This window comes from Flavobacterium tistrianum, assembly GCF_003254545.1.
GTDB lineage: Bacteria > Bacteroidota > Bacteroidia > Flavobacteriales > Flavobacteriaceae > Flavobacterium > Flavobacterium tistrianum.
The window spans coordinates 13,422-35,464 of record NZ_QJRH01000072.1 but is presented as its reverse complement, the minus strand read 5'-3'; the positions used below and the strand labels follow the sequence as shown (position 1 = coordinate 35,464).

The following is a 22,043-nucleotide window of genomic DNA, read 5'->3' as shown; positions in this document are numbered from 1 at the left end:
TCAGCCAAAAAGTATGCTTGCAACATCTTCAATTTTTGCAACAAGTTCAATTTTAATTCCCGTATTCTTTAAAGCTATTTTATTGTATTTGGAAACAAAGATAGTATCGAAACCTAATTTTTCAGCCTCCTGAATACGCTGATCCACGCGATTCACAGGACGAATTTCGCCAGAAAGTCCGACTTCTCCAGCAAAACAGAAACCTTTTCCAACTGGAATATCTTCGTTTGAAGATAAAATTGCAGCAACAACAGCCAAGTCAATCGCGGGATCATCAACAGAAATTCCTCCAGTGACATTCAGAAAAACGTCTTTTGCGCCTAAACGAAATCCAGCTCTTTTCTCTAAAACAGCCAAAATCATGTTTAGCCTTTTGGCGTTATAACCCGTTGTGCTTCGTTGGGGAGTTCCATAAACTGCTGTGCTAACCAAAGATTGAATTTCAATCATAAGCGGACGCATGCCTTCAAGAGTTGTGGCAATTGCCGTTCCTGAAAGTTCTTCGTCTTTATGAGAAATCAAAATTTCAGATGGATTGCTGACTTCTCGTAATCCGCTACCAAGCATTTCGTAAATTCCTAATTCTGATGTAGAACCAAAACGGTTTTTAAGCGAGCGTAAAATTCTATAAATATGATTTCTGTCGCCTTCAAATTGAAGAACCGTGTCAACCATATGTTCTAAGATTTTTGGTCCAGCGATATTTCCGTCTTTTGTGATATGGCCAATTAAAATTACAGGAATATTACTTTCTTTAGCAAATTTGATTAATTCTGCTGTGGTTTCACGAATTTGAGAAATACTTCCCGCTGTCGATTCGATATAATCGGTATGTAAAGTCTGAATTGAGTCAATAATGACCACTTCAGGCTGAATAGTTTCGATTTGTTTAAAGATGTTCTGCGTTTTTGTTTCAGTAAGAATATAACAGTTTTCGCTGTTGGGTGTAATTCTTTCTGCACGCATTTTTATCTGTTTCTGACTTTCTTCTCCAGAAACGTATAATGTTTTATAAGGTAGCTTTAATGATACTTGAAGCAAAAGTGTACTTTTTCCGATGCCGGGTTCTCCGCCCAAAAGCGTTAAAGATCCAGGAACAAGTCCGCCGCCCAAAACACGATTTAATTCGCCATCAGTCGTGTCCATGCGGACTTCCTGGGTAGAATCGATCTCATTAATTTTTAAAGGCTTTGGTGCTTTGCTTGTTGGAGTAGGTTCACTTTTCCAAGCCACTTTATCCTGTTTCTGAATAATTTCTTCGGCAATCGTATTCCATTCTTTGCACGCGTTGCATTGCCCTTGCCATTTGGCATATTGGGTTCCGCAGTTTTGGCAGAAAAAGGAAGTTTTAACTTTTGACATTATTTATTTTTTTTAGCAAGTGTATTCATTTCGTCAATTTTCTCATACATCAAGTCTTTGTTCAAATCTCCAATTGGCTCCATTTGCGAAGCATTTTGGTATTTTTTTGAAGCATGTTTAGGATCGCCCATTTTTTCATACATCAAACCCAATTCATATTCGCCTAACATGGCTTTTGGGTAATTCACATTTCCAATTTCGGCCATTTTACCTAACTCATCATAAGCATTTCTCTTTAAAATAAGATTTTCCATTACTTTAAAATCACTCATTCTAACTGGAATCTGAACTCCTAAAACTTCAGACATAGCTGCGTATTTTTTTTCTAAATATTCTGCATAACCTGTTTGAAGAACCGCAATCTTATCATTGTATTCGGCAGAATTTATAGGGCGGTATATTTCAAAAATCTGGTACAATGCACTTGGTATAGAATGCAAAACTTCTGTATAATGAGTCGCGCCTTTGAAAACATCATATTTATAATTCACTAACGGATTATTAGCGATTTTAATATTGCTATTTAATTTTTCTATCGGTTCTTTAATTTTCTTAATATCGCCTTCTCCAGCAGAAAGGTAATAGAAAATAGGGCTTTTTATTTTGGCAAATTTCTCAGCAATACGCACTTCCATTTTTGGAGCAAGCTCTGGGCTTAAGCAGATGTATGCATTAAAAAGCGGAATTTCTTTATATAAATAAAAATTGGCAAAACTCGCTGTTACATCATGACCTGCAATAAGTCTGAAAGGCGAGGTGCGATATTTTTTTTCGATATACGGAATTAATTCGGCTCCTATAAATTCGAAAAACTTTGCGCCTTTTTCAAATGGGAGACCTTCGTTTTGATCTATTGTTGTGTCGTCATAACGTTCTTCATTTTTATTTTGATGAATACCGATGATAATCATCTCTGGAATGTCATCCCAATAAGTGCCATAACTTACTGCTCCAGAAAACGGATCAAATAAGTAATCTCCATCCAATAAATAAAGAACAGGATATTTTTTGTCTTTGTTTGCTTCATAAGAAGCAGGAAGTCCGATCGTAATTCGGCGTTCTTCTCCCAGTTTTTCTGATTTAATATTATCGAACGTTTTTTGGGCAAACGACGAGAATGAAATCAAAAGTGTCAGTAGGTAAACTTTTTTCATGATTTGTGGCATTTCAGTAAATTAAAAAGTATTGAAAATAGTGTAGCAATATACTATTTTATTTGCTTCTTTCTTAAATGGGGCAAAAATTGAAGCGTAATGTTTTAGCGTCAAAATCATTTTGGATTGAGACAAAAGAAGAATTCTTTGTGCAAAAATAACTTTTGACAAAGAAAGTAAATTCTTAAAAAAAAGAATTGATTAGGTTAGCGAATTATCATTTTCGTTAGGGAAAATAATCCAAGGTTTGAAAGTTTTCGCTTCTTCAAAATCCAAGGTTGCATAAGAAATGATAATGATGATGTCATCTTTCTGAACTTTTCTTGCAGCCGGACCATTCAAAGTGATTTCGCCTGAATTTTTTTCGCCTTTAATAGCGTAAGTTTCAAAACGTTCGCCATTATTAATGTTAACAATAGATACTTTTTCGCCTTCAATAATGTTTGAAGCCTCTAGTAAAGTTTCATCAATAGTAATGCTGCCAATATAATTTAAATCAGCTCCTGTTACTTTAACACGATGAATTTTTGATTTTATAACTTGAATTTGCATGATGCAAAGTTAGATTAATTTAATGAAATGGTGTCTATCAGTCTTATAGAATTAACAAATACGGCTATAAATGCTCGGTATTTTTTGTCATTCTCTTTTTGATCGATAGATAAAAGTGTAGATTCGTCAGCAATAACAAAATATTCTAGTTCAAATTCTTTATTGTCTTTGAAAGAATTTTCTACAAATTCGATTGTTTCTTGCGGACTGTGATTTTGGAAAATCTCTTTTGCCTCGGTTAAAGTTTTGTAAATAATCGCCGCGTCTTTTCTCTCTTCAGTCGTTAAGCGTTCATTTCGTGAACTCATTGCCAGCTGATTTTCTTCTCTAAAAATTGGACATCCCACAATGTTTACAGGCAATCCTGTTTTTTCAACTAATTTTTTAACGATTTGAAGCTGCTGAAAATCTTTTTCCCCAAAATAAGCATTTGTCGGAGTTACGATTTCGAATAACCTTTTAACAATTGTTCCAACACCATTAAAATGTCCAGGTCTGAATTTTCCTTCCATTTGGTTTTCTAATCCGTCAAAATCAAAAGTTTGCGAAACGGTATTTCCTTCATAAATATCTTCAACAGAAGGTGCGTATAAAATAATTTTATCACTTAATGTACGCATTTTCTTAACATCTTCTTCTAGTGTCCTAGGATATTTTGCTAAATCTTCTGGGTTGTTAAATTGCGTTGGATTGACAAAAATGCTCACTACTGTGTCATCGTTTTCTTTTAGCGAACGTTGCATTAAAGCCAAATGGCCTTGGTGTAAAGCGCCCATTGTTGGTACAAATCCGATGGTTGAATTTGCGGTTTTGATAGTTTTAAGATAGGCTATCAACGCTGCTTTACTGTAGAAAATATGCATTGAGGTATTATTAAAATTTATGCAAACATAATATATTAGTTATAAACTGCATAAATTTTTGTAATTTTGCGACGTTTTTATTACCAAAATTAAGTAAAATACTATTATGAAAGATAAGAGGATATTATACGTATCATCTGAAGTCGTGCCTTATTTGGCTGAAAATGAGGTTTCTTTAATGTCTTATGACGTTCCGAAAATGATTAATGACCAAGGCGGTCAGATAAGAATTTTCATGCCAAGATATGGGAATATCAATGAGAGAAGACACCAATTGCATGAAGTGATTAGACTTTCAGGGATGAATTTGGTAGTGAATGACTTAGATATGCCGTTGATTATTAAAGTTGCATCTATTCCGAAAGAGAGAATTCAGGTTTATTTTATTGATAATGATGAATATTTCAAACGTAAAGCCACTTTTACAGATGAAGAAGGTGCTTTATATCCTGATAATGACGAAAGAGCTATTTTCTTTGCAAAGGGTGTTGTAGAGACTGTAAAAAAATTAAACTGGGTTCCAGATATTATACATGTTCACGGCTGGCTTGCAGCTATGCTTCCAATTTATATGAAGCATTATTATAAACATGAAGCATTGTTTTCTGAAACTAAAATTATTACTTCTGTTTACGGACAATCATTTGATGAAAATCTAGATTTAGAAATGATCAATAAAGTTAAATTTGATGGCGTTCCTCATGAAGCTGTATCAGATTTAGAAACTCCAAATTACGAGAATGTTTTAAAAGCTAGCATCTTACATTCTGATGGTGTAATTATTGCGTCAGAAAATGTTTCTCCAAGTTTAACAAAATTTATAGAATCTTCAGGAAAACCTTTTTTACCTTTCGCCGGGAAAGATGGATTTGCAGATGCTTACACAAATTTCTACAGAACATTTGGACTTTAAATTTAAATTTTATTATTAGACATGTATAAAACTTCTTTTTTTAAGAAATCTCTTTTAGCTGTAATGGCTGTTTTTCTATATTCTTGTGACAAAGATTTTAATGCGATTGGTGATGGTTTGGTTGGTGATGATCACTTTGGACTTGAGTCTGAAAAATATGATGTTCTAGCTTTTAATCAAGAAGTTACTCCTATTCAGTCAAATAATATGACACCAAATGCATTAGGTATTTATGATAATCCGCTTTTTGGGACTACGACTGCAAATTTTGTAACTCAGGTGGGACTTACGTCATATGCTCCGACAATTGGGGCGTCTGCTGTAATTGATAGTGTAAAAATAGAAATTCCATATTTTAGCCATGTTACAGCTACTGATAAAGATGGGAACAATACTTATGAGTTAGATTCTATTTACGGAGATAAAAATGGAAAACTAAAATTAAGTGTTTATGAATCTGGAATCCAGATGAGAAGTAGTTATTTTAGTGGTGGTAATCAGTTGCCACAGTTTTATTATACAGATCAAAACACAGAATTCTCTAATAAAAAAGTTGGAGAAAGATTAAATAATGGCGGGGTTTTAGAGAATGATGAGTTTTATTTTAATGCAAAAGAGATTGTAACCAAAACTACTGATCCTACTACAAAAGTAGTTACAACAGATAGAAAAAAACCTCAGATGACTCTGCATCTTAATCCGCAATTTTTTCAAGATAAAATATTGAATGCAGCGGCTTCTAAACTTTCATCAGAAGATGTTTTTCAGGAATATTTCAGAGGTTTGTATTTTAATGTTGAAAGGTCTGGGGCTAGTCCAAGTAATATGGCTCTGATAAATTTTAGTGAAGGTAAAATTACGGTTTATTATAAAGCTAAAACGGAATCCACAGCTGATGCTGATGATGCTACAGAGAGTAAGAAGATCGAATTGAATTTAAAAGGTGCTTCTGCAACAACATCAAATACGGCTAATTTTCTAGCTGATGCGCGAAATCCTGAGTATGTAAGTGCTATAACTACAAATGTAAATGAAACGGAGGGAGACGAAAAGCTTTATCTGAAAGGCGGACAGGGATCTTTAGCTATTATAAAACTTTTTAATCAGACAGATGTATTGAGTTATAATTCTGCTGGTGAACCTGTAAATGGTGCAAATGGTGTTCCTGATGAGCTGGATGAAATTAGATATAATGTAGCTAACAAAAACTGGAAAGTTAATGAAGCTAACTTAGTATTCTATATTGATGCCGCTAAAATGACGGGTACAGAAGAGCCAAATCGAGTGTATTTGTACAATTTGACAAATAATACTGTTTTGGCAGATTATTCTGCAGATGCTTCTTCTGCTTATGGAGGTTTGATTACTGTGGGTTCAGATAAAAGAGGGAAGAGTTATAAAATTAGAATCACAAGCCATTTCCGTAATTTAATTAAGGATGCAACGGCTAAAAATGTTGATTTAGGACTGGTTGTTTCTCAAAGTGCTACAACACTTACGTTTAATGCGTTGAAGAATAAGATTCAAATTAATGATAATCCAATTGAATATTTTTCTGCGGCGCCAAGAACATCAGTTATGAATCCTTTGGGTACAGTCTTATTTGGAGGGAAAAAAGGTGGTTCACCTGATTCAGAACAAGAAAAGAAAAGACTGAGACTCGAAGTATACTACACGAAACCAAATTAATAAATATATATGTGTGGAATTGTTGGATATATCGGTCATAGAGACGCATATCCAATTGTAATCAAGGGCTTGAAGCGTCTTGAGTACAGGGGATATGACAGTGCCGGTGTTATGCTATATGACGAAGAGTCGGGCATTAAAGTTTGCAAAACAAAAGGCAAAGTTTCTGATCTTGAAGCTAAAGCCAATGAAGGTTTTACAACAAATGGAAATATTGGAATTGGACACACACGTTGGGCAACTCACGGAGTTCCAAATGATGTGAATTCGCATCCTCATCTTTCTAATTCTGGAGATTTAGCAATCATCCATAATGGAATTATAGAGAATTATGCACCTTTGAAAGAGGAGCTTATAAAAAGAGGCTACACTTTTAAATCGGATACAGATACTGAGGTTTTAGTTAATTTAATAGAAGAAGTTCAAAAGAAAGAAAATATTAAATTAGGGAAAGCTGTTCAAGTTGCATTAAACCAAGTAGTTGGAGCGTATGCAATTGCTGTTTTTGATAAAAAAAATCCAAACGAACTTGTGGCGGCAAGATTAGGAAGTCCGTTGGCAATTGGAGTTGGAGAAGGAGAGTATTTTGTTGCTTCTGATGCTTCACCATTTATTGAATATACTTCTAATGCAGTATATTTAGAAGATGGTGAAATGGCTAATATCAGATTGCATAAGCCAATTAAAATTAGAAAAATCCAGGATGACTCTTTAGTAGATCCTTATATTCAAGAACTTCAAATGAACTTGGAGCAGATTGAAAAAGGAGGGTATGATCATTTTATGCTTAAAGAAATCTACGAGCAGCCAAGTGTAATTAAAGATACTTACAGAGGAAGACTTCATGCAAATGAAGGAATAGTTCAGATGGCTGGTGTTGAGGATAATCTGGAGAAATTCTTAAATGCAAAACGTATCCTAATCGTTGCGTGCGGAACTTCTTGGCATGCAGGTTTAGTTGCAGAATACATTTTTGAGGAATTTACACGTATTCCTGTTGAAGTAGAATATGCTTCTGAGTTTAGATACAGAAATCCAATTATCAATAAAGATGACGTAGTTATTGCGATTTCACAATCTGGTGAAACTGCAGATACTATGGCGGCTATTAAATTGGCTAAAGAAAACGGAGCGTTTGTATTTGGAGTTTGTAACGTAGTAGGATCTTCTATTTCTAGGGAAAGCCACGCAGGTGCTTATACACACGCAGGGCCAGAAATTGGAGTGGCTTCTACAAAAGCATTTACTACTCAAATCACAGTTTTAACGATGATTGCTTTGCGTTTAGGAAAAGCAAAAGGAACGTTGTCAAATACAGATTTCCATACGTATCTTCAAGAATTGGAAATCATTCCAGATAAAGTTGCAGAAGCATTAGAAACTAATGATAAAGCAAAAGAAATTGCCGCTGCTTTTAAAGATTCGCCAAACTGTCTTTATTTAGGTAGAGGATATAATTTCCCAGTTGCTTTAGAAGGTGCATTGAAATTAAAAGAGATTTCATACATACATGCAGAAGGCTATCCAGCTGCTGAAATGAAGCATGGTCCGATTGCTTTAATTGACGAATTAATGCCAGTTATTGTGATTGCGCCAAAACAAGGACATTACGATAAAATTGTAAGTAACATTCAGGAAATTAAATCAAGAAGCGGTAAAATTATTGCCGTAGTTACAAAAGGTGATACTCAAGTTCGTGAATTGGCAGATTATGTAATCGAAATTCCAGAAACTTCAGATGCATTATCTCCATTAGTTACGACAATTCCGTTGCAATTGCTTTCTTACTACATTGCGGTTATGAGAGGTTGTAATGTTGACCAGCCTCGTAACTTAGCGAAGTCGGTTACAGTAGAATAGAGATTCTATTTTAAAATATAAATATGTTAAAAAAGCGAGATTTAGGTCTCGCTTTTTTTTATTGTCAAAAATTTTTTTCAGTGTATGTATTTTTATGAATTTTTCATTTTTTTGATAAAAATTTATATGTATGCATAGTAAACTGATTTTTCTTTAGGTTTTCTTTGTTTTTATTTTAATAAAATGAATTAGTGAATAGTTAAAATATTATACAAAACAATGATAAATATAAATTTTATTTAACATTTTTTTATGCATATTAAAATATTTGTGTATTTTGGCTATATATACTAACAATAAAACTAACCCTAATGAGAGTCTACTTGCTAATTATGTTGTTATTCAGCGGAATATCTTTTGCGCAGAATACAATTACAGGTTCAGTTACAGATAGTAACAAGCAATCTATTCCTGGTGCCAATGTTGTTGTTGTAGGAGAAAACACTGGAGCTTCTACAGATTTTGACGGATCGTTTAAATTGAGTACTAATGCTAAATTGCCTTTTTCTATAAAGGTTTCCGCAGTAGGATTTGAATCTAAAACGGTAAATATAACGACGACGAATCAAAAAGTAAATGTGTTTTTAAAAGGTGAAGAAACAAAACTAGATGAAATTGTAGTTTCGGCATCAAGAACGCCAGAAAGAGTTTTAGAATCTCCAGTGACGATTGAAAGAATGGGGATTCAGGAAATTAAAAAAACGGCTTCTCCTTCTTTTTATGATGGTTTAGAAAATATGAAAGAGGTTCAGATGAATACAAGTAGTATGTCATTCAAGTCAATCAATACGAGAGGATTTGCTACGGTTGCAAATACTCGTTTCATGCAATTGGTTGATGGAATGGATAATGCGTCTCCGTTATTGAACTTTGTTTTAGGAAATATGATTGGGGTTTCTGAAATTGATGTTCAAAGTGTGGAATTGCTTCCTGGAGCATCTTCTGCTTTATATGGAGCTAATGCTTTTAACGGAATTTTGTTTATGACTAGTAAAAGTCCATTTACAAATCAGGGAATTTCTACTTATTTTAAGTATGGTGCAACTTCACAAGAAGCTGCGGGGACAAATAGTTTTTATGATTTTGGTATCCGATTCGCTCATGCGTTTAATAAATATTTTGCGGCAAAAGCAAACTTTACTTACATGCAGGCCACAGATTGGTATGCTACAAACTACGATGATAAAACAAGAGCTGGTATAGATAGAACAAATCCTAGCTATGATGGGATTAATGTTTATGGAGATGAGGCTGCGACAAATATTAAAGGTGTTGGTCAAAAGTTAGAGGCAATGGGATTGATTCCTGCTGGGGCATCTAATTTATTGCCAAATTCTATAGTGAGTAGAACAGGGTATAATGAAATTGATTTGACAGATAATAAAGCGGCAAATAAGAAAATTGATTTCTCTTTGCATGCGAGACCTTTTGGAGATGAAAGATTGGAAATTATCTGGCAGAGTAAATTTGGTACTGGAAATGCTGTTTATCAAGGAGCAAATAGATATTATTTGAACGACTTTTTTATGCAACAGCATAAATTAGAATTTAAAGGGAAAAACTTTTTTGTTAGAGGTTATATGACTGGCGAAGATGGAGGCCATTCATATGATATGATTTTTACTGGTATTAACGTAAACAGAAAATGGAAAGACGATAATACTTGGTTTGGTCAATATGCTGGAGCATTTATTCAAGGGACTTTGGCAGGTATGACGCCAGAACAGGCTCATGCTATTGCGAGATCTACTGCTGATACAGGTCGTTTTCTGCCTGGTACAGCTGAGTTTAAAAATGCATTTAATCAGGTTATAAGTGATCCAGATGTTTTAACTGGATCAAGGTTGGTTGATAATTCAAAAATGTATCACTCAGATGCGAATTATAATTTCAGAGATATAATAAAATTTGCTGAAATTCAGGTTGGAGGTTCTTTTAGAGCTTATGAGTTAAATTCTCACGGAAGAATCTATACCGATGCTAATAGTCAGATAAATTATAATGAGTACGGTGCATACGCACAATTGATGAAGAAATTTTTGGATGACAGATTGAAGTTTACAGGTTCTCTTCGTTATGATAAGTCTAAAAACTTTGATGGCAATTATTCTCCTCGTTTGTCACTTGTATATTCTGCTGGAGAAAAAAGAAACCACAACTTCAGAGGATCTTTTCAAACAGGTTTTAGAAATCCTACAACTCAGGATCAATATATAGGATTTAATATTGGAAATGCGGTATTGCTTGGTTCTGCTCCAGATAACTTAACACGATTTAATGAGACTTTTAATCTTAGTGCAGAAGGTCAATCATATACAGGAAGTCCAACAAAAGTTATGAATGGTAATGATGCTTATGGGAACTCTTACCTAGCAAGTTCTGTATCTGCATTTTCTGCAATGGCTGGAACTGATCCAGTTGCGGCGGCAGCGCTGTTAAAAAAATCTAGAGCCAATTATGTGAAACCAGAAGAGGTAAAAGCTTTTGAGCTAGGATATCGTTCTGTTTTTGAAGGTACATCAATAGATCTTAACGGTTACTACAATATTTACAACAACTTTATTGGTAATCTAAATGTGATTTCTCCTTTCTATGGAACTGCTCAGGATAATCCTAATATTGCTGCAGGGACTGCTGATCCAGGTGTTCAGTCAATTAGGGCGCTTCAAAATGGAGAATATAGAACGTATCAATTGTATACAAATTCAGATGTAGAAATACACTCGTTAGGATTTGGAGTTGGACTTTCTCGAAAAATAATTGCTGACTTCGAATTGGGATTGAATTACAATTATGCTCAATTTGATTTTGATCAAGCAAAAGACCCAAGCTTTGAGGCTGGATTTAATACGCCAAAACATAGAATTAAAGCGTCTGTTGGAAACGATAAATTATTCAAAAACTTCGGATTTAATGTAAGTGGAAGATGGAATAGTGAATATTTATGGCAGGCTGGTTTTGCTGACGGTATGATTAAATCGGCTACAGTAATTGATGCTCAGATTAATTATGGAATTCCAAAATTAAAATCAGTAGTAAAATTAGGAGCTGCTAATATTGGAGGTAAAGAATACTATCAAGTAATTGGAGCAGGATTAATCGGGCAGCAGTATTTTGCTTCATGGACTATTAATCCATAATTGGTTATTAACTCAAAGTCAAATTCATTATTTATGTTTCTGGATGTTCAATCTGGAAACGGATAATTATAAAAATTATAAATTATGATAAAAAATTTCAAGTGGCTTTTATTGGTTTCGTTGACCTTTATGGCTTGTAATAGTGATGATGATGTGGCTCCAGTGGTAGAGTCATCGGATGGTAAAGCTTTGACTGCTGGAAGTGCTGATTTTTCTAAGTATGTTGCTTTAGGAGATTCTTTTGCTGCAGGTTTTAGTGATAATGCTTTATTTATTAAAGGTCAAGAAGGGGCTTATCCGAATATTTTGGCACAGCAATTTGCCTTAGTGGGCGGCGGAGAGTTTAAGACGCCTTTTGCAAATGATAATATAGGAGGACTGCTGTTAGGAGGAAATGTTATTACTACTCAGCGTTTGTATTTTAATACAGTTATAACTCCGACTCATCCAGAATCAACTGTTGATCCTATAGTTGGAGTGCCGACAACAGAAGTTACGGCGCATTTGTCTGGGACTTTTAATAACTTAGGGGTTCCTGGGGCAAAAAGTTTTCATTTATTAGCGCCTGGTTATGGTAGTGTTGCAGGTATTGCAGCGGGAACGGCAAATCCTTATTTTGCTCGATTTGCATCGAGTGCTACAACTACAGTTTTGGCAGATGCTTTAAGTCAGAATCCGACTTTCTTTTCTTTATGGATCGGAGGAAATGATGAATTAGGTTATGCAACTGCTGGAGGAGATCCAGCTGTAAATCCTTTAACGCCTCCTGCAACCTTTGAAGCGGCTTACAAAGGTTTGGTTGCTCAGTTGGTAGCTGGCGGAAGAAAAGGAGTTATAGCTAATCTTCCGAATATTACAACCCTTCCTCATTTTCATGTAATAGCTTATAATCAATTAAAACAATCTAATTTAAGTTCTAATGGGGTTAGTTTAGTTGGCGCTTTAAATGCACAATTATATGGTCCTTTGCATAATGCGTTAGCTTTTTTAGGACAAGGAGATAGAATTAAGCTTTTGTCTACAACAGGAAATAATCCGTTGCTAATCGTCGATGAGAACTTGCCAGATTTGTCGGCAAACTTAAAAGCGGTTTTAATGGGTGGTGGATTGGATGTTAATACTGCTACAGCAATGGGAATGATTTTTGGAAAAGCAAGACAAGCGTTGCCAACTGATTTGATAGTTTTAGGAGCTTCTTCTAGAATTGGAAAAGTTCCAACTGTTGCGCTTGACGGAGTTGCTTCGCCTTCACCTTCATTGTCTCAATTAGGAGTTACTTTTCCTTTGCCAGACAGATATGTTTTGCTTCCTTCGGAAGTGGCAGAAATAGAAGTGGCTACAAATGCATATAATGCGGTTATCAAGGCGGCTGCAGAAGCAAATGGTTTGGCAATTGTTGATGCAAAAGCAATTATGGACGATTTAAATAAGTCAACTGGGGTTACGATGAATGACTTTACATTGAAAGCTACATTTGTTACCGGCGGTATGTTTTCTTTAGATGGTGTTCATCCTTCTCCGAGAGGGTATGCTTTTATTGCCAATAAATTTATTCAAGCTATAAATGCCAAATACGGTTCAAATTTAAAAGGTGTTAATATTGGTAATTATCCAGTTTTATTCCCCGCAAAATTATAATCAGAACTATATTTTAGTTTCAAAAAAACCGCTCATTTATATCAATGAAGCGGTTTTTTTCTTTTATTAAAAAAATGCTGTTTTTGTTGTTTTTTGGACAAGTTTTATGAATCAAACAAAATCATGCTATTTTTTATGAAAAAAAAATTGATTTTATATTTTAAAAAATTATCTTTGCGCTCTGAAAAAAGAGGTATTTTCGATAAACCTAAATAGCTATTTAATAAATACATAAGTAATGTCAAAAGTAATAGGAAAAGTTGCTCAAATCATTGGACCAGTAGTAGACGTAGTTTTCAACGGTAAAGATGTTGAACTTCCAAAAATTTATGATTCACTAGAAGTCACTAAAAAAGACGGAACTATCTTAGTTCTAGAAGTACAATCTCATATTGGTGAAAACACTGTTCGTACCATTTCTATGGATTCAACAGATGGTTTAAGCAGAGGATATGAAGTAGTTGGAACTGGAAGCCCAATCCAAATGCCAATCGGTCCAGATGTATATGGAAGATTATTTAATGTTGTTGGAGATGCCATTGACGGTTTAGGTGATTTGCCAAAATCTGGAGAGAACGGTTTGCCAATCCACAGACCAGCACCAAAATTTGAAGATTTATCAACTTCATCTGAAGTTTTATTTACAGGTATCAAAGTAATCGATTTGATCGAGCCTTACGCAAAAGGAGGTAAAATTGGATTGTTTGGTGGTGCTGGAGTAGGTAAAACTGTATTGATTCAGGAGTTGATCAACAATATCGCAAAAGGTCACGGTGGACTTTCAGTATTCGCTGGAGTAGGTGAAAGAACACGTGAAGGAAATGACTTGCTTCGTGAGATGTTAGAGTCAGGAATTATTAAATACGGTGATGATTTCATGCACTCTATGGAAAATGGAGGATGGGATTTATCTAAAGTAGATATGCCAGGAATGAGAGAGTCTAAAGCTACTTTCGTTTTCGGACAAATGAATGAGCCACCTGGAGCTCGTGCACGTGTGGCACTTTCAGGATTATCTATCGCTGAATATTTCCGTGATGGAGCTGGATCAGACCAAGGAAAAGATGTATTATTCTTCGTTGATAACATCTTCCGTTTTACACAAGCAGGTTCTGAGGTATCAGCACTTTTAGGTCGTATGCCTTCTGCAGTAGGTTACCAACCAACTTTGGCAACAGAGATGGGTGCTATGCAAGAGCGTATTACATCTACAAACAAAGGATCTATTACATCTGTACAAGCGGTTTACGTTCCTGCGGATGACTTAACTGACCCGGCGCCAGCTACAACTTTCGCTCACTTAGATGCAACAACAGTATTGTCTCGTAAAATTGCTGAGTTAGGTATCTATCCTGCGGTTGACCCTTTAGATTCTACTTCAAGAATTTTAACTCCACACATCTTAGGAGATGAGCACTACAACTGTGCACAAAGAGTAAAAGAAATTCTTCAAAAATACAAACAATTACAAGATATCATCGCGATCCTTGGTATGGAAGAGTTATCTGAAGAAGATAAACTTGCAGTAGCAAGAGCACGTCGTGTACAACGTTTCTTGTCTCAGCCATTCCACGTAGCAGAGCAATTTACAGGTATCCCAGGAGTATTAGTTGATATTAAAGATACTATAAAAGGATTTAACATGATCATCGATGGTGAGTTAGATCACCTTCCAGAAGCAGCTTTCAACTTGAAAGGTTCTATTCAAGATGCAATCGAAGCTGGAGAGAAAATGTTAGCTGAAGCTTAATATAATTATGAATTATGAGTTATAAATTATGAGTTTCTGCTCACTTATAACTCATAACTTATAACTCATAACTCAAAAAAAATGATTTTAGAAATAGTATCACCAGAAGCGAAATTATTTTCAGGAGAGGTAACATCTGTTACTTTACCAGGAGTTAATGGAAGCTTTCAGATTTTAAATCATCACGCGCCAATTGTTTCAATCTTAGAAGAAGGAACAATTAAAATTGCAGCTCCAAGCTTCAGTTTTTCTAAAGAGGCTGCTGATAAATTTACGAGAGTTAATGACCAAACTTATACTTTAGGGATTAAGTCGGGAACAATCGAAATGAAAAACAATAAGATAATTGTGTTAGTTGACTAAAACAATTTCAAAATAAGCTGAAAAGCCAGACAGTATTGTCTGGCTTTTTTTATTTTCTTACTTTTGAACTATCAAAATCTCTTTATAAAATATTTGATCGATTGTAAAAGCTCAGTAAGCTTTTGCACTTTGTTTCATCTAGAATGATGAAGCAAAATTTTTTATGTCAAATTTTATAAAGTATATATATGAAAAATATATCAAAAGTTGCTGTTCTTGGCGGTGGCGGAAGAACAGGAAAATATCTGGTAAATCAGTTACTAGAAAATGGATTTAGTGTAAAACTTCTACTAAGAAATCCAGACAATTTTACTATTCAAAATTCAAAAATAGAAATCATTAAGGGCGATGCTATTAATGAAGAATCTATAAGTTTATTAGTTAAAGATTGTCAGGCTGTAATCAGTACGATTGGGCAAAGACCGGGTGAACCCATGGTAGCAAGCCAAGCAACAAAGAATGTTTTGAATGCAATGAGTCAATATGGAATTCAAAGATATGTTCTTCTGGCAGGATTGAATATCGATACTCCTTTTGATAGAAAAAGCTCGAAAACAATTATGGCAACCGACTGGATGAAAACTAATTTTCCTGAGATCCAGAAGGATCGACAATTAACTTATGATCTTTTAAATGCGAGCAATGTTGATTGGACACAGGTTCGTGTTCCGTTAATTGTTTTTTCTAATGATAGTAGTGAAATCTCTGTAAATCTTGAAGATTGTTTGGGAGATAAAATTACTGCATTGGATATTTCGAAATTTCTTGTAAAAGAGATGATGGCATCAAATTTTGTGAGACAGTCACCTTTTATTAGTGCTATTTAAACTTGGAAAACGGCGGATTGTTCAAAACCCGCCGTTTATTTTATTCTAATAGGAATTGCCTAACTTTGTTTGATGGAGTTGCCTGAAAATCTTAAACGAAAAATAGAAAGCTGTAAACAGGAAAATCTGTTTAGGAAATTGCCTGTGTTTAATAATCTGATTGATTTTTCTTCTAATGATTATATAGGATTTTCTAAATCAGAAACTATTTATAAGCATACTCATGCTTATTTATTAGAAAATGAGATTTTTCAAAATGGATCTACTGGTTCACGATTAACGACAGGAAACCATTCTTTATATCAAATTGCAGAAAGTTTTATAGCGCGATTTCATGAGGCAGAATCCGCTTTAATTTTCAATTCAGGCTATAATGCCAATTTGGGATTTTTTAGCGCTGTACCGCAAGAAAATGATGTTGTTCTGTATGATGAATTGTGTCATGCTTCTATAAAAGATAGAATTGCGATGTCTAAAGCAAAATCATATTCGTTTATTCATAATGATTTTGAAGATTTAGAAAAGTATATTCTTAAATATCCATATGCAACAATTTACATAGTAACAGAAACTGTTTTTTCTATGGATGGTGATTGTCCAAATTTGGAAGAATTATTGCAACTTTCGGAAAAGCACAATTGTTATTTGGTTGTTGATGAAGCTCATGCTTTAGGCATTTTTGGAGAAAAAGGAGAAGGTTTAAGTCAGTATTTACAATTGCATCATAAAATTTTTGCTCGAATTGTAACTTTTGGGAAAGGTTTAGGATGTCAAGGTGCGGCAGTTTTAGGAAGTATCGAGTTAAGGGATTATTTAATCAATTTTGCTCGAAGTTTTATTTATACTACTGCTTTGTCTCCTCATGCTGTTGCGACAATTTTTACTGCATACCAGCATTTGGAAATAGAAAAAGAAGCTATTGAAAAGCTTCGTCAGAATATTGTGCTTTTCAATCAGCAGAAAAATTTATTAGGACTGAAACCAATGTTCGTTCATAGTAAATCTGCAATACATTCTGCTATTATTCCAGGAAATAATAATGTAAGCGAGTTATCACAACAACTTCAGGGCAAAGGGTTTGATGTTCAGTGCATTCTTTCTCCGATTGTTCCAGAAGGGCAGGAACGTCTTCGCTTTTGTGTTCACAGTTATAATTCGGAAGAAGAGATTAATCAAGTCTTAGAATTGGTCAGAGATTTTGTTTTTTGATAATAATTAGAAAAGAATAAAAACAAGAAACCCATCGCATAGATGGGTTTTTGTTATTAATTAAATATGATTTTCTTTGTAAGTGCGTGATCATTTTCAAGAATTACTTTTACCAATAAAACCTGATTGCTAGAATGTAAGTTTGCAACCTCTAATTCTTTTGCTTCGATTTTGTTTTTGCTGTAAAGTAATTGTCCACCAATTGTATAGATTTTCACTTCATTAATGTTTTCAGTTCCGCTGGTGACATTTATTACTTTTGATTTTACAGTGACTAAAAGTCCATCTTTTATATTTTCGAAATCATCTGTTCCTAATGTTTTATTTGTGTAACGCAACACAAAACGATCAGCAAAAGTTCCAATAGCTGTTTTAAAAGTGTAATTAGATGTACGTAAATCAGTTATAGTGCCTGTGGTTTTGTCTTCTAGATAAACCGCCTGAGTATTGAAGAATCCGTCAGCATGATCAATTGAGATTGTAAGATTGCCTTCAACACTGCTTTTGTAACCAATCGGGACAATGTCAGAATTATCAAAAGGTAGGGCACGGCCTTGAACAGTTAAATTTTTAGCCTCGTTTATACTATAAAAATCAATATAAGAGTTGCTTCCCATAGTTGGGGCATCATAATTATAATCTAAATTATTGGTTGCTCCCGTTGCGTATCCAATAAGCATTTGCTTGAATGCACCATCAGAATTGGTTAAGTTTAGCCACAAACGATTTTTTTCAATTTGACTTGTTTTTTCAGTTGTCTTAAAGAATGTGGTGTTTTTGGCTTTAACTCTTTGTTCGTTTGTAAATAAAACAGTGTTTACATTTGGCAAAGTAAAAAATCCTTGTCCAGTAGCAATATAGCCGTTTGAAACTTGTCCTTTTGGCGATGGTTGTGTTTGTCCCATTAATGTGAAAACAGCAAAATCAGCACTATCATAGGTAAATGTGTTGGTTCCTGCAATTATTTTCGGTGGCGTATTATGTGACCAGAAGTATAAAGGGCCAACATCTCCATTGTCTTGAATGAACTTTTCTGCATCAATAGCTGAAGGGTAAGGATTACCTAATAAATTAAATTTTCCGCTTACAATTTGGACTGGGACGTTTCCATTATTTGGAACTCCTATGAATTTCGCAGTAAAATTGCTTGGCGTAGTAAGGTCGTATGTTTGTGGAGCTCTAATACTGTATCCGTATCCAGGATCCATTATTTTTATACCATAGTTGCTAGGAACCCATTTTGTGGTAGTTGCATTCCAGTAATGGTATTTGTCAAACAGAGTTTCCGGAGATAAATCATGCATAGACAAACCGACTACAGGTGATGACCAGTATGTTACGTCGAAACGAACAACACTGGTTGTTCTTTGTATTTCAAAAGATTTTGCATTTCCTGTAAACATGTTTTTGGCAGTCGAGGTTTGAAGTAATGATCCTCCGTCTAAAATCAGCAGTTTTCCTTCTCCAAGAACATTTATATCTTCATCAACAGTTAAAGTTATGTCTTTTGGAACCGTCAAAGTAACTTTGTCGTTTATTGTGCAAGAGCAAATTGTAAGGTCTGCCGCTAATGCTGTATTTGAACTGATTAATAACGAACTTCCATTTGGAGTAGCTACGCCATTATAGTTTGTTTGGGTTTTAATAAAATTTAAATTTAGTCTTGCACTTTGTTTGTAGTCTTTTAAGCGAATTTCGACTTTAGAATTTTTGCCTAAAACTCTAGGACTGGTTAATACATTGTTTACAGGCGCATTATCATTAATGTTTCCTGGTGAAGTGTAAACTGGAGTTGCGGCATTTTCATCATCAATGAAAATTTGCACTTGGTCATCGCAGTTTGTAATTTGTATTTGATAAGTTCCGCAAGGAAAACCTTGTCTTTTATAAACCAGAGTGAAGTAATCTTGTGGAACAGGGGCACCTTGCCAGCCAGATTTAGCCGGATCAAAAGAAGGTGATTCTGCAAGAGCAAATGAATCTGTTGTATTAATATTTACCGGGTTAACACTATAATATCCAGCGTAGCTATTTTGTGGAATTGTAAAATTATTGCCACTATCAGCGGTAGTAAATCCGTAAACTTTCCATAAATTGTCTCCAAATGGATAAGGTGCAGTATTGCTTCCCGCTATTAACCCCATAGAGAACTGTATTCTTGAATCAGTTGTTTTTTCGTAATATTCTAAGTCAAAAGTATATTCTACGCCAGCTGTCAATGCCATATTTACTGCCTTTTGAGAATAATTTACATCAGACCACTGATCAATTATTTTCTTTGTAGTAGAGCCAGTAGTTAAATACAAACGATAATAATCATCACCTCCAACAGTAATATTGTATGTGCCTGTTACATCAACTTTGGCTTTCATTTTATAACGAACAAAGAAATAGTCTGAAGGAGTTTCACACAATTGCGGATTTAACCCAGTAACAGTTCCTTGTACAACATCGCGATTAAATAGTTTGTTTTCTTCAACTTGCCCAATATAAGTCATGTTCGAAATCGGAATGGTAGTAGGCGTTGCAGGATTTGGATCTGCAGGGCTTCCAGATGGTGGCAAAGTTGTTGTTTTGTAGACATATCCTATCCATTTATTATCTCCGTATTTAATTTGGTCACCTGGATTACAAACAGGTGCTGTAGCATTAATAGTTACAGTAGCGGAAGAATAATTAGAATTGGTATTTTTAAGAGTGTATGTAAATGTTGCAGATCCAGTAAAATTTGCTGCAGGCGTAAACGTGATATTGTTAAGACCGTTTACAGTTACAGTACCATTGCTAGGTTGTGTTACCGTTATGGCTTCTAAGGGATAGCCGCCAATAACATCATTATCTAAAATAGGGATTGTTATAGCCTGATTTGATGGAGTTGAAACAATATCATTCTTTGCTGTTAAGGTAAAAACATCTTGGATTGTTCCTGTGATTACTGGGCCTTCTGGACTTCCGTTTCCATTTTTTAAATCAAAAGAACTATTAGGAGTATTGTTTGCATAAACATAAAATCTAATGTACAATGTTTCTCCAGGCGATATGGTGTTTAAGCCCGGTGCTATATTATTAGTTAATGATGTCCATGATGAGGCAGTATTGCTGTCTGGAATTAAAATCTGCGCACCACTGGTAAAATCTGGATTCTTAGAATACTTTACAAGAAACTTTTGATTCTTTCCTCGGTAAGTGAAATTGAATTGTTTAAGATTTAATTTGTGTTGAGAATCGGGTGTGATTTTAAATTGAATGTACTTCGTTTCGTCTGATTTATCTGCAACATTAGGGTTACTAGGAGAAGGAGGCCAGCCGCTAGTTTGAAAAAACGCATTATTTTGGTTTTGAAATGTATAATCTAAATTTATGTTTGTGCCCGCTTTTATAATTGGAGAGTTTGGGTCCACATATTGTTTGGTTACGGGATTGAAAGTGTCATCGGCTCCATCCCAAAGTGATAGAAAGTCTGTTGTGTCTTGATTTACGGTTACTTTTATGGTTCCTGTAGATGTTTCCGTTGCATTTGAGATGGTGTAGTTGAAGACAGAAGTGCCAATAAATCCCGCAGCGGGATTAAAAGTTATAGTCTTATCAGGATTAATTATCGCAGTTCCTTCGGTAGCAGATGGTGGTGTAGAAATAACCAAAGTGTTTACGTTGGCTTTGTTTACGTCATTGTTTAGCGGATTTACATTCACTGCTACATCTTTTGTAGTGGTAACGTAATCATTGATAGCTAATATTTTAGTAGCATCAAAGCTTAGTACTTCACCATTGATGGTAGGTACAATAGTCCCACTTCCACTTCCAGTTCTAATTTGGAACTCGTTATTAGTGTAATAGGCGTAAATTCTAACATAAACTTTTTCAGTAGGTAAAACAGGGTTTATTTCTTCAGAAAAATTCAATGTGTATTGTATCCAATTACTTGTAGGTGCTGTTGCTGTAAGAAGATTAAAAACACCAGATGAGAAATCAGATTGCTTGGAATATTTAATTGTATATTTTTGAGAACCTGGAGATTTACATTCAAAAGTGAATGTGCTTAAATTTACCTTGTTTCCTGTTTTAGGTCCCAGAGAAAATTGTATATACTTTGTCGGATCATATTGGCCACCCTTGCTTGCAGATGTTGGCCACCCGCTACTAAAAAAAAAAGTATTTCCACCACTGGTGGTATATGTATTAGTTACCGTTGCTGATAAATCAGAAGCGTTAATTGTTCCTACTATTGGAACAGGAGCATATCTATTGCCAGAATTTGTCGCATCCCATTTTACTAAATCAGTTTGAGCAAATCCAAAAAAAGGCAATAATAAGAATAAAAGTAGAGTTTTTTTCATGTTAAATTTTTTTTTATCAATTTGTTATACTGGAATAGGACTTCAGAATATATATAAAGGTACGAGCTGAAACTGAGCGTGGTTTTGCGAACCCCGATATAATCGATGAACAAAAAAAATACTCGATGAAGACATTAAAAATTTTAATGTTAGAGAAGTATTCTTATAAAAAAAATAACATTATTGCAGGAATAATAGTACTAAATTGATTTTTTTAGGACTGTTTTTTGAAGTTTTAGACTGAAAAACGTCTAAGTTGCTATAAATTCCGAAAAAAACGGAATATTTTATAGCCAAAAGTTATTTGATTTATCAGGTAATTTTTTGACGATTTTTGGGCAAAAATCGAAAAGGTTTGAAAAAGATAAATGGCTCTTTTTAAGAAA

At 34.5% G+C, this 22,043-nt stretch carries 14 protein-coding genes; 9 read left to right on the top strand and 5 right to left on the bottom strand.

What is annotated here, in order from left to right:
* The 4 genes from radA to panC form a co-directional block, all read right to left on the bottom strand.
* Entirely contained in the window at positions 1–1,362 is a 1,362-nt protein-coding gene (radA, locus tag DMB71_RS16930) for a DNA repair protein RadA (protein ID WP_111368098.1), read from the bottom strand.
* Positions 1,362–2,516 (bottom strand): alpha/beta hydrolase, encoded by a 1,155-nt coding sequence (locus DMB71_RS16925; protein ID WP_111368096.1) that lies wholly within the window; start codon positions 2,514–2,516, stop codon positions 1,362–1,364. Before DMB71_RS16925 ends, radA begins: the two co-directional genes overlap by 1 nt.
* Positions 2,517–2,717: 201 nt before the next feature.
* Positions 2,718–3,068 (bottom strand): aspartate 1-decarboxylase, encoded by a 351-nt coding sequence (gene panD, locus DMB71_RS16920; protein WP_008465481.1) that lies wholly within the window; start codon positions 3,066–3,068, stop codon positions 2,718–2,720.
* A 14-nt stretch (positions 3,069–3,082) separates the two neighbouring features.
* Complete coding sequence (gene panC / locus DMB71_RS16915; protein WP_111368095.1) at positions 3,083–3,931, bottom strand: pantoate--beta-alanine ligase; 849 nt, start codon at positions 3,929–3,931, stop codon at positions 3,083–3,085.
* A gap of 106 nt (positions 3,932–4,037) precedes the next feature.
* Between panC and DMB71_RS16910 the strand changes: the two genes are divergently transcribed.
* The 9 genes from DMB71_RS16910 (at position 4,038) to DMB71_RS16870 (ending at position 17,320) form a co-directional block, all read left to right on the top strand.
* Entirely contained in the window at positions 4,038–4,844 is an 807-nt protein-coding gene (locus tag DMB71_RS16910; protein ID WP_008465476.1) for a glycogen/starch synthase, read from the top strand.
* Between the two features lie 21 nt (positions 4,845–4,865).
* Complete coding sequence (locus tag DMB71_RS16905; protein ID WP_111368093.1) at positions 4,866–6,533, top strand: DUF4270 domain-containing protein; 1,668 nt, start codon at positions 4,866–4,868, stop codon at positions 6,531–6,533.
* 9 nt (positions 6,534–6,542) lie between these two features.
* Positions 6,543–8,393 carry a glutamine--fructose-6-phosphate transaminase (isomerizing) gene (glmS, locus tag DMB71_RS16900; protein ID WP_111368092.1) on the top strand — a complete coding sequence of 617 codons (1,851 nt, stop codon included), beginning with the start codon at positions 6,543–6,545 and terminating at the stop codon, positions 8,391–8,393.
* Between the two features lie 311 nt (positions 8,394–8,704).
* Entirely contained in the window at positions 8,705–11,533 is a 2,829-nt protein-coding gene (locus DMB71_RS16895) for a TonB-dependent receptor domain-containing protein (RefSeq protein WP_111368090.1), read from the top strand.
* A gap of 84 nt (positions 11,534–11,617) precedes the next feature.
* The gene (locus tag DMB71_RS16890) at positions 11,618–13,171 is read left to right on the top strand and encodes an SGNH/GDSL hydrolase family protein (RefSeq protein WP_111368089.1); all 1,554 of its coding nucleotides are present in this window, start codon (positions 11,618–11,620) and stop codon (positions 13,169–13,171) included.
* Positions 13,172–13,409: 238 nt separating this feature from the next.
* A complete protein-coding gene (gene atpD, locus DMB71_RS16885; protein WP_111368087.1) occupies positions 13,410–14,921 on the top strand; it encodes a F0F1 ATP synthase subunit beta in 1,512 nt (503 codons plus the stop codon).
* 81 nt (positions 14,922–15,002) lie between these two features.
* On the top strand, positions 15,003–15,284 hold the full coding sequence (locus DMB71_RS16880; RefSeq protein WP_111368086.1) for a FoF1 ATP synthase subunit delta/epsilon: 282 nt from the start codon (positions 15,003–15,005) through the stop codon (positions 15,282–15,284).
* Positions 15,285–15,472: 188 nt separating this feature from the next.
* Positions 15,473–16,111 carry an NAD(P)-dependent oxidoreductase gene (locus DMB71_RS16875; RefSeq protein ID WP_111368084.1) on the top strand — a complete coding sequence of 213 codons (639 nt, stop codon included), beginning with the start codon at positions 15,473–15,475 and terminating at the stop codon, positions 16,109–16,111.
* A gap of 72 nt (positions 16,112–16,183) precedes the next feature.
* On the top strand, positions 16,184–17,320 hold the full coding sequence (locus tag DMB71_RS16870; RefSeq protein WP_111368083.1) for an aminotransferase class I/II-fold pyridoxal phosphate-dependent enzyme: 1,137 nt from the start codon (positions 16,184–16,186) through the stop codon (positions 17,318–17,320).
* A gap of 56 nt (positions 17,321–17,376) precedes the next feature.
* Here the strand turns inward: DMB71_RS16870 and DMB71_RS16865 are convergent, their stop codons facing one another.
* Complete coding sequence (locus DMB71_RS16865; RefSeq protein ID WP_111368081.1) at positions 17,377–21,657, bottom strand: Ig-like domain-containing protein; 4,281 nt, start codon at positions 21,655–21,657, stop codon at positions 17,377–17,379.
* Positions 21,658–22,043: the final 386 nt, after the last annotated feature.

Bases quoted from the DNA above. Each gene is read 5' to 3' on its own strand.
- radA (WP_111368098.1), bottom strand. From the start codon at position 1,362: ATGTCAAAAGTTAAAACTTCCTTTTTCTGCCAAAACTGCGGAACCCAA.
- DMB71_RS16925 (WP_111368096.1), bottom strand. From the start codon at position 2,516: ATGAAAAAAGTTTACCTACTGACACTTTTGATTTCATTCTCGTCGTTT.
- panD (WP_008465481.1), bottom strand. From the start codon at position 3,068: ATGCAAATTCAAGTTATAAAATCAAAAATTCATCGTGTTAAAGTAACA.
- panC (WP_111368095.1), bottom strand. From the start codon at position 3,931: ATGCATATTTTCTACAGTAAAGCAGCGTTGATAGCCTATCTTAAAACT.
- DMB71_RS16910 (WP_008465476.1), top strand. From the start codon at position 4,038: ATGAAAGATAAGAGGATATTATACGTATCATCTGAAGTCGTGCCTTAT.
- DMB71_RS16905 (WP_111368093.1), top strand. From the start codon at position 4,866: ATGTATAAAACTTCTTTTTTTAAGAAATCTCTTTTAGCTGTAATGGCT.
- glmS (WP_111368092.1), top strand. From the start codon at position 6,543: ATGTGTGGAATTGTTGGATATATCGGTCATAGAGACGCATATCCAATT.
- DMB71_RS16895 (WP_111368090.1), top strand. From the start codon at position 8,705: ATGAGAGTCTACTTGCTAATTATGTTGTTATTCAGCGGAATATCTTTT.
- DMB71_RS16890 (WP_111368089.1), top strand. From the start codon at position 11,618: ATGATAAAAAATTTCAAGTGGCTTTTATTGGTTTCGTTGACCTTTATG.
- atpD (WP_111368087.1), top strand. From the start codon at position 13,410: ATGTCAAAAGTAATAGGAAAAGTTGCTCAAATCATTGGACCAGTAGTA.
- DMB71_RS16880 (WP_111368086.1), top strand. From the start codon at position 15,003: ATGATTTTAGAAATAGTATCACCAGAAGCGAAATTATTTTCAGGAGAG.
- DMB71_RS16875 (WP_111368084.1), top strand. From the start codon at position 15,473: ATGAAAAATATATCAAAAGTTGCTGTTCTTGGCGGTGGCGGAAGAACA.
- DMB71_RS16870 (WP_111368083.1), top strand. From the start codon at position 16,184: ATGGAGTTGCCTGAAAATCTTAAACGAAAAATAGAAAGCTGTAAACAG.
- DMB71_RS16865 (WP_111368081.1), bottom strand. From the start codon at position 21,657: ATGAAAAAAACTCTACTTTTATTCTTATTATTGCCTTTTTTTGGATTT.